Raw genomic sequence first — 6,765 nt, 5'->3', positions numbered from 1 at the left:
GGGCGGGCCCGCTCGCCTATGCGGCGAGCTTCAGCTTGGGCGCCGGGTAGTCGCGCTCCAGCTCCAGGTCAACCAGCTCCTGCGCGGTGAAGACGAAGTGGGCGAGGGGGGCCACGTCCGCCGCGTTCTCCTCCGGGACCGCGAGGACGAAGCGGATGCGGTGGACGGTGTACGCCTTGATCTGCTCCAGGGTGAAGCTGCGCATCTCGCCCCGGGCGCGGCACATCGCGCGGACGATGATGCCGCCCTTACTGGTGGTGAGGATGTTGTGGATCTCGATGGTGCGCACCGACTCGTCGCCCTTGCTGTCGACGTAGGTGATGGTCGTGGCGCGCTGGCCGTCCATGGCGCGGATCAGGTCGGTCAGGGTGCGGGTGGTGGTCTGACCGGCGGTGATCTTCATGGAGTTCGACACGGGTTTCTCCCTGGAGCTTGTGAGTTCGGGGGGTGTTGACCGGGTGCCACTCCCTACCAACAAGACAACTATAACTCACACTCATCACTTTCGGGAAGTCGGAACGGCCTTTTTCTCGACCCGATTTCGCGTTCACCCGTCCAGCCGCCCGCATCGCGGCGCGCGGAAACCCGCAGGGCGCCCCCGCTTGACGTGAGTGATGAATAAAGATTATGGTTGTCTCAGTTGATCGGCCGTGGCAGCCGGTCAGCGACCGCGAAACACGCACCGCTACAAATCCACAGCGAGGAGCCCCGAGATGGCCCGTACCTTCCACGACCGCCCCGCGCACCTGCAGCTCCAGGAGCGACCCTGGATCTCCCACCTGAAGGACGGGAGCCGGAAGCCTCACCAGCAGGCGGCACACAAGCAGGACCGCGCGGCGGTCCGGCTGGCGCTGCGCCTCGGCGTCGAGCCGCCGCTCCCCCAGCGCCGCTGCGTCGACTGGGAGATGCACTGAATCAGCTCCACACCAAGCGGCCTCGCCTTCCCGGCGGGGCCGCTTCGGCATGTCCGGGCGCAGCCTTCGAGCGGGGGGCGCACGCGGTGTCCGGGGCCGGGGCCGCGCGTCGGACGGCGCCGGATCCGGAGCGGGGAGCAGGGAGCCGGCCGAGGCACGGACCGGACCGTGGGGGCCGGTCCGAGCTGGCCTGGGCTGAGCTGGGCTGGACTGGGCTGGTGAAGGCCGGCCCGGCCCTGAGAAGAAGCAGGCCTCTTCCTCCGGCTATCGCGGAGAAAGAGGTGTCGTCGTGGCGAGGGGGCTTGCCCACGGGGCCTGACCAGGCACGATGCTCAAGATCGAAAAAGTGGGGGTCCCACTCCCGGTCACACCTCCGGTGCAACTCCTAGTGCACCTCTGCAGGCAACCCTCCAGCCCCCTTCCGGTGCAACTGCCGCGGAGGCGCGCCGGCATGGGCTTGCCCACCCTCCGCAGAGCGCCGGACAGGCCGGCTCCTGCCTACCGCTGACGGTGGTACCGAAGGTCGTGGCGGCCGGGCTCGCCGGACATCACGTCGTAGCAGTCCGGGCAGGAGAGGCCGAGCGAGGCGCTCATCCAGCCCCCGATCGCGACGGTCGTCCCGCAGTTCCCGCAGTGGTCGACGTCGGGCGTGGGACAGGTTGCCGGGAGCGGCTCGGGGGTGCTGCTGGGGTAGGTCGGGAGGTCCGCGGTCCAGGTGTGCTGCTGGTACTCGGCGCGGGCGTCCTCCAGGAGGTAGAACCGTTGATGGCGCTATTTGAAAACGGCCACCCCGTGCTCAGGGGTGACCCCACACCTGCTCAGTGGATCTCCCCACCCAACTTCTTCCGGGGCCACCTGTAGCGCCAGCCGCCGTGCAGTCTTCCCCCTTGGTTCCGCTTCCACAGTGCGCTGGACGAGTCGGCGAAGGAGAACGCCAGAGGGACGATCGTGGCCTTTGGGTGCTTCTGCAGGAATTTCTCCTTGTCCGCCCCTGACATGGACGTCTCGCGCTTCTCGCCGGCCGGGACCAGGTGATAGGAGATGGTGTCGCCGTCGGCCCCCTGCGGCACAGTCACCCGGTAGATCGGCTCATCGCTGTTGTTCTCGATCACGTACTTGGGCGGTGTGGGCGCGGACGCCCCCCTCCCCCTTGGCTCACCGCGATGCCCGTCCCCGTGTGCAAGATGTAGCCATGGACCAAGCGCGCCTGCGCACGGCGCAGACGCCGCCGATCGCGCCACCACAGGCTCAACCCAGTGAAGAACGCGCCGACCGTGCCGACCGCAGCGCCGAACGCGGACCACGCACCCAGCCAGTCCGCCGCAGTGGGGCCGTTCCCTGGGATAAGTGCCACGGCAGCACCGTAGGCGGCTTGTCGGAGCGTTCAGTTGCGCCGGGCCGCTCGAGTCACCCGTCGGGCGTCGGCAGCCCAGCCTCCTAGCCCGCCTTGTTGTGGGCATGGGGCGGGGTGATCTGACAGATGCCGAGTGGGAACGGCTGCGGCCATTCCTGCCGGTGAGTAATGGACGTTAGGGGGCAATCGCTCACATCCCGCCAGACAAATACGGCTCAAGATGCGAGCTCACACAGGACGGCCCAAAATGGACATAGGTCATGCCATGCAAGCCAGTGGGGGTTCTGGCACAAGCATCGTGAGCGCGATCCCGCGCCGGACACGAGAGCATCGCCGAATACCTCAGGCCGTCTCGCGGTTATGCGTAAGGGCTACTCATGATGCAGTGAGACCGCACCTGCGCCACGAAGGAATATTCAAATGGCTGGACCATACGGAAGACCCCTGGACTCCGTCCATTCTTTCCGCTACATGCGCTACTGGATCAACAGCCAGAGCACTGGAAACGAACGCTTTATGATGGAGGTCTATACCGGGTGGGTTCAGTGCGAAATCGGCTTCGCGGTGCCCACCACGCACTTCACAATGAAGAGCTTCCTCCCTCTCGCAGCAGGGACCGTCAGGTTCTACCCGCCCCCCAACCCAACGATGCCAGAGATGCCTGGAGGGATCGTCTCGGCGACTGCTGTCGCGTCTCTAGGGGCATTGGCTCCAACTGAGGACGAGGCGAACCTCTTCGGTGTCGATAGCACAGATGTACGCTTGGAGGCACAGACCTTCGGCGGCATTGGCGGCAGCCCACAGTGCCTGGTCCTCAATACAAGGTGTGGCTTGCTGAACTGCCACATGTTCAACTACAACTACTCGGTGCAGGTCATAACGAGGGGCGAGCCAAATTTCAACCAATCAGGGATCCCGACCAATCAGCGTCCAGCTGGAGGGGCCAACCCCGAAGGCGGCCCTATAGGCTGATGCAACGGGCGGCCTTCAGAAGCCAGTGGGTGGTCGATCAGACCCTGGCGTATCGGCCGATCCCTTTGTGACGTCGTGACTCAACTCCGAAGCCAGATGAGCAGAGCTGCGGTGGTTGCGGTGCCGAGGAAGACGTAGCCCCGCTTGTCATAGCGAGTGGCGATGGCCCGGGACTGCTTCAACCTGTTGATTGCTCGCTCGACGGTGTTGCGCTTCTTGTACCGCTCCTTGTCGAAGCCGGGTGGCCGTCCGCCGCGTGAGCCTTTGCGCAGGCGGGCGGCCTGGCCGTCGATCTTCTCCGGAATCGTGTGCCGGATGCCCCGGCGCCGCAGGGTACTTGCGGCACGGACTGTTGCTGTAGCCCTTGTCGGCCGCGATGCTGTCGGGCTTCGTGCGGGGCCGGCCCGGACCGACCCGCGGAACGCGGATCTTTTCCAGCACCGTCTGGAACTGGGTGCAGTCGGCACGCTGCCCCGGGGTAACGACCAGGGACAGCGGGCGGCAGCGGCCGTCCGCGCTCAGGTGGATTTTGCTGGTGAACCCGCCCCGCGAGCGGCCCAGGCCCTCACCTCCTGCACCACCTCCACCAGGCGGGCGAGCAGGCTTTGCCACGGTGTTTCGCCCTGGTGTTCTGCCGCTTCGGCCCCCTTTGGCACGGCTGCAGGCGGTGGTTCCGTACGGGCACCGGCCGCGTGCTGATGAGCACGCACGATGGTGGAGTCCACTGAGATGTCCCAGTCGATCTCGCCCGCGACGTCGGCAGCGGCCTGGACCTGCTGCAGCAGACGTTCCCACGTGCCGTCGGCCGACCACAGCCGGTGGCGTTCATAGACGGTCTTCCAGGGACCGAACCGCTCGGGAAGATCCCGCCACTGCACGCCGGTTCGCACCCGGTGCAGGATTCCGTCGATCACCTGCCGGTGGTCCCGCCGCCGGCCCCAACGTCCATTACTCACCGGCAGGAATGGCCGCAGCCGTTCCCACTCGGCATCTGTCAGATCACCCCGCCCCATGCCCACAACAACGCCCCAGGCACGGGGCGGTCACATGATCGCCCGGACAGCTCCTAGATAGCCCCCTCCACGGTCCACGACCTGCACCGCGCTCGCGCAAGCTCCCACTCCGTTGAGGAACGGAGCAAGTGGGGCGACGAGTAGCCCTGACCGAATTCACAGATCCTCATCACCGTTCGGGGACGTCGGCGAATTCGTCGGCCTGGGGGCCGTGCACCTCGATGTCCCAGGCGGTAACCGACTGCCCGTCCTCGAGCGTCAGGGCGCGTTCCACGATGCGCATGCGGGTGGCCGCCGGTCCGGAGCCGCGCACGCCCTTGTCGTACGGCGTCTGCACGTCCACGGCCGAGGTGACACCGTGCTCCTGCACGGCCTGCGCGGTCGCGGCGGCGGCTGCCCGGGCCTCGGCCGCCTTCGCGGCCCTCCGCTCGTCGGCCCGGGCCTTCCGCTGCGCCGCGGCGGCCTTCTTCTTGGCCTCCCGCTCCTGCTCGTCGGCCCGCTGGCCGGCCAGCGCGGCTTGGCGCTGCTCGTACTGCTCCAGGGTGGGCTGCTGGTCGCAGGCCCCGATGTGCTGCACTTCCCAACGGCCGGGACCGGGAGCCTGCCGGATCTGCACGAGGTGGGGTTCCGCCGGATCAGGGCCCGGCTCGTGTGTCCGCCGGATCCCCTCTCTTGGCTGTGGGCAAGCCTCTTGAGCTGGTGTTTTACAGACTGGGCAAGCCTGGCTGCCTCTTGGGCAAGCCTTGGGCGCACCGGTCCGGGCAAGCCTGTGGGTGCTGTGGGCAAGCCGGGTTCGGCGGGCTGGGCAAGCCGGTTAGTGCTGCGCGGCAAGCTCTCTCCGGCGGCAGCGAGAACGCCCGGCCCTCCGAGGGCCGGGCGTTCGTCTTGACGCAGCGTGCCTCGGAGCGAGTGTGCCCGGGACGCTAGGAGCGGACGGGGTCGGCGGTCATCATCTCCTTCACGTAGGAGGGCAGCACGCGGCTGGTGCGCAGGGCCTGCGTGACCACGGCGAGGAGGTCGTCCCCTTCGACCCCGGCCGGTGCGGCGCCGCGGATCCGCGTCCAGGCCTGTGTCGCCCGTACGGCAAGGGCGAGGATCGTCTCCGGAGAGACAAGGTAGAGGTGCGGCACGGCGCCGGTTACCCCATCGTCGGAGACGATCCCCTTGGGTGAGGCGATGACGCTGATGCTGCCAGCCGGCGGTTCGTCGACCTGCTGGTCCGCAGCGAGCTGCTGCAGGTGGGTGTTGGTCTGTCGGATGTCGTTCAGGCTGATCCCGCCATCAGACTTCTGCTCGCTCTTGGCCTCGACGGTCAGCCACCAGGAGGGCCACAGCCAGGCCGCGTCCTCGCGGCCCTGGTCCGACGACTTGAACGAGCGGGCTCCCAGGAGTTCACCGAGGGAGACGAGGCCCTGCTCGTACTTGGTGGCGTTCCGGTTTCCGAGGTTGGCCAGCATCTCGGTGGCGAAGGCCTCGTATTTGGCGGCCGTCTTGAGCTTCGTGGACGATCGGTAGGCCTCGGCGACAGCGGCCACGGCCTCGCCGTCCACGTCGCCGAGCTCGGGCTCGACGTCCGCCTGGCCCTCGATCTCCCGCAGCCACGTGGTGCCGATGGCTGCCTTGCGGGCTCGTTGCAGCAGTTGCTCGGCGCGCGCCGGAGCCGCTGGCGCTCCGGTGGCCAGCCGGGCCCACGCGGAGCCGAGGTAGGCCCACATCGCTTGGTACGGGCGCAGTTCCTCGCCGGTCAGGAGGTTGAGAGCCTGTACCGCGCGCTGGGAGGCGGCATCCCAGTCCTCCAGCCAGGCGGCTTGCCAGGCCAAGACCTCGTGCTCAGCGCTGCCGGACAGCTTGGTCACGTAGGCGGGCTCCTGCTTGGTGCACTCGGAGCGGCGCTCGACGATGTCGGGCTCGGCGTCCTCCTGCCAGATCTCGTCGCGGTTCAGGGCGCTTCGCGCCAGGGCGACGAGGTCCGACGGCGGGACTTGGCTGTTGTCGCGGCCGAAGGCGATTTCGGCCTGGAGCTCGGGCGGCAGGCCTTCCCGGACGTCGAGACGAGAGAGGAAGCGCTGCAGTTCGCGCCCGGTCACGATGACCAGCGCGAAGTCACGCGGTCCGCGGGTGCAGCGGCCAGCCCCCTGGATAACGCGGGTGCGGACCCGCTCCTGTGCGACGCGGCCGGCGCGCAGCCGGGTCTGGAGGAACTGGTCCTGGAGGTGGAGGGAGTCGGGTAGGTCGTGCATGAGGATGACGCTGCAGGACTCGTCCGGCAGGTCCATGCCGTCGAATCGGCTCGGGGCGAGCAGCATGCCTCGTTCGGCGTCCTTGAACGGTTGGAGTCCGTCCACGGTGTCACCGGGCTGGAATCGCTCAGGGTGAGGAACGCCCAGGGTGTCGGCGATCATGGTGGCCGACTTCCCGTCGGGAGTCAGCACGACGCTCTTCCCGCGCAGGGCGATCAGTCGGCCCACCAGACCGCCCTTGGTCTCACGGGGGGCGGGGGGCTCGGCCGGGT

The 6,765-nt window shown here is 67.9% G+C and carries 6 protein-coding genes and 1 pseudogene; 2 read left to right on the top strand and 5 right to left on the bottom strand.

Features of this window, described 5'->3' with window-relative positions; translation table 11 throughout:
- Window positions 1–16: 16 nt before the first annotated feature.
- The gene (locus tag PV721_RS39395) at window positions 17–415 is read right to left on the bottom strand and encodes a WYL domain-containing protein (protein ID WP_319733077.1); all 399 of its coding nucleotides are present in this window, start codon (window positions 413–415) and stop codon (window positions 17–19) included.
- 298 nt (window positions 416–713) lie between these two features.
- Between PV721_RS39395 and PV721_RS39390 the strand changes: the two genes are divergently transcribed.
- Window positions 714–914 (top strand): hypothetical protein, encoded by a 201-nt coding sequence (locus PV721_RS39390; protein WP_052876005.1) that lies wholly within the window; start codon window positions 714–716, stop codon window positions 912–914.
- A gap of 818 nt (window positions 915–1,732) precedes the next feature.
- Here the strand turns inward: PV721_RS39390 and PV721_RS39385 are convergent.
- On the bottom strand, window positions 1,733–2,026 hold the full coding sequence (locus PV721_RS39385) for a hypothetical protein (RefSeq protein WP_319733073.1): 294 nt from the start codon (window positions 2,024–2,026) through the stop codon (window positions 1,733–1,735).
- A 713-nt stretch (window positions 2,027–2,739) separates the two neighbouring features.
- Here PV721_RS39385 and PV721_RS39380 point away from each other — a divergent pair.
- Window positions 2,740–3,240, top strand: a complete 501-nt coding sequence (locus tag PV721_RS39380) for a hypothetical protein (RefSeq protein ID WP_319733072.1) — start codon at window positions 2,740–2,742, stop codon at window positions 3,238–3,240.
- 80 nt (window positions 3,241–3,320) lie between these two features.
- On the opposite strand, the pseudogene PV721_RS39375 reads toward PV721_RS39380, so the two are convergent.
- The 3 genes and pseudogenes from PV721_RS39375 to PV721_RS39365 all read right to left on the bottom strand — a co-directional run.
- Window positions 3,321–4,253 (bottom strand): annotated as a pseudogene (locus tag PV721_RS39375) (IS5 family transposase).
- A gap of 169 nt (window positions 4,254–4,422) precedes the next feature.
- Window positions 4,423–4,830, bottom strand: a complete 408-nt coding sequence (locus PV721_RS39370) for a hypothetical protein (protein WP_319733070.1) — start codon at window positions 4,828–4,830, stop codon at window positions 4,423–4,425.
- A gap of 346 nt (window positions 4,831–5,176) precedes the next feature.
- A partial coding sequence (locus PV721_RS39365; protein WP_319733068.1) for a hypothetical protein occupies window positions 5,177–6,765 on the bottom strand: 1,589 nt, incomplete at its 5' end.

The sequence above is a fragment of the Streptomyces sp. MB09-01 genome, from assembly GCF_033794505.1.
Lineage (GTDB): Bacteria > Actinomycetota > Actinomycetes > Streptomycetales > Streptomycetaceae > Streptomyces.
Note: the sequence above shows the minus strand (reverse complement) of the source record. Positions and strands in the feature narration are given on the sequence as shown.